The organism is Leisingera sp. F5, assembly GCF_001593695.1.
Genome location: NZ_LUKH01000696.1, coordinates 1 through 1,835, shown reverse-complemented (window position 1 = coordinate 1,835; position 1,835 = coordinate 1). Strand labels below are relative to the sequence as shown.

The 1,835-nt window shown below is 62.6% G+C and carries 2 protein-coding genes and 1 pseudogene; 2 read left to right on the top strand and 1 reads right to left on the bottom strand.

The window, feature by feature from the left end:
* Nucleotides 1–119: 119 nt before the first annotated feature.
* Together pcaG and A2I95_RS34915 are read left to right on the top strand one after the other, a co-directional pair.
* A complete protein-coding gene (gene pcaG / locus A2I95_RS34920; RefSeq protein ID WP_027257866.1) occupies nt 120–740 on the top strand; it encodes a protocatechuate 3,4-dioxygenase subunit alpha in 621 nt (206 codons plus the stop codon).
* Between the two features lie 12 nt (nt 741–752).
* Nucleotides 753–1,583 carry a 3-keto-5-aminohexanoate cleavage protein gene (locus A2I95_RS34915; protein WP_027257865.1) on the top strand — a complete coding sequence of 277 codons (831 nt, stop codon included), beginning with the start codon at nt 753–755 and terminating at the stop codon, nt 1,581–1,583.
* A 105-nt stretch (nt 1,584–1,688) separates the two neighbouring features.
* Here the strand turns inward: A2I95_RS34915 and A2I95_RS34910 are convergent.
* Nucleotides 1,689–1,835, bottom strand: a pseudogene (locus A2I95_RS34910) (Cu(I)-responsive transcriptional regulator); the annotation flags it as partial.

Genomic DNA, 1,835 nt, shown 5'->3' with positions numbered 1-1,835 from the left:
CATCGTGCTGCGCGGGCGGCGGTCCACGCTGTTTGAGAACCGGCTGGAGGGGAACTGAAGCATTTCCAGGAAAAGTGGAATCCGGTTTTCCGGTTCGGAAATGCGGCAAGGAGAATGTTATGCGCCAGAAGCTTGGATATCTAAAGGAAACCCCCTCGCAAACCGCCGGCCCCTACGTCCACATCGGCCTCGCGCCCGGTGCCGCGGGGTTTGAGATCTACGATCAGGAGCTTGGACGCGACATTGCCGGTCCCAACGCCAAGGGTGAGCGCATCCGGGTTGAGGGTGTCGTGACCGACGGCACCGGCTCACCAGTCAAGGATGTGCTGCTGGAAGCCTGGCAGGCCAATGCGGACGGTATCTATGCCCACCCGGAACATGCCGGCACGGTGGAGGACGGTTTCCGCGGCTGGGGCCGGGTCACTACCGGTTTCGAGACTGGAGAATGGGGTTTTGACACCGTGAAACCTGGGCCGGTGATGGGCCGCAACAGCCAAAGGATGGCACCGCACATCAGCCTGTGGATTGTGGCACGCGGCATCAATGTGGGGCTGAACACCCGGATCTATTTCGAGGATGAGGGTGAGGCCAATGCGGCCGATCCTGTGCTGAACGTGATAGAATGGGAGAGCCGCCGCCAGACCCTGATCGCCAAGCACAGCGCACAGAACGGCAAGTCCGTCTACCGCTTGGACATCCGCCTGCAGGGCGAAGGTGAAACCGTTTTTTTTGACATCTGAAGGGGATCAATCATGAGCAAACCCTGCATCATCTGCGTTGCCATCACCGGCTCGGTCCCGACCAAGGAAAACAACCCGGCGGTGCCCGTCACCATTGCGGAACAGATCGAAAGCACCCAGGAAGCGTTTGAGGCCGGTGCTTCGATTGCCCATTGCCATGTGAGGAACGACGACCAGACACCGACCTCTGACCCGGAAAGGTTCGCGCGGCTGATGGAGGGACTGCAGAAACATTGCCCCGGCATGATCGTGCAGCTGTCGACCGGCGGCCGCTCCGGTGCAGGGCACGAGCGCGGCGGCATGCTGCCGCTGCGCCCTGACATGGCGTCGCTCTCAGTCGGCTCCAACAACTTCCCCACCCGGGTCTATGAGAATTCCCCCGATTTGGTGGACTGGCTGGCCTCGGAGATGCGCGCTCACGACGTGAAGCCCGAAATCGAGGCCTTTGACTTGTCGCATATCCACCAGGCGGTGAAGATGAACCGCGAGGGCCGCATTCCCGGCACCCTCTATGTGCAATTCGTGATGGGGGTGAAGAACGCGATGCCCGTGGATAAGGACGTGTTCGATTACTACGTCAGGACCATACAGCGGCTGGCACCGGAGGCCCAGTGGTGCGGCGCTGGTGTCGGGCCTGGGCAGATCCTGGTCAACGAATGGTCGATCGCGGCGGGCGGCCACACCCGGACCGGGCTGGAGGACAACATGCGGTTGGACCGCGAGACGCTGGCCCCTTCCAACGCCGCGCTGGTGAAACGCGCGGCAGAGCTTTGCGAAAAACACGAACGTCCTGTCGCCACTTGGCAGCAGGCCCGAAGAATCCTGGAGCTGCGCCCTGCCTGAGGGTGCCGGCTTCGGGCCGCAAGGCCCGAAGCCAGGCCCAAGCCTGCCAGGCCGCCCGTCAGGGCAGCCGCGGGCGCGGGAGCTTCCCTGCCCCATACGGTATGCTCATTCTTCTCCTGACAAATCCTTCAGGATCGGGCAATCCGGGCGGTTGTCGCCTGCGCAGCCTTTGACCAGTTCGCCCAGCGTGTCGCGCATCGCTTGCAGGTCGGCGATCTTTTCCTCGATCTTGCTGAGATGCTCCAGCGCCAG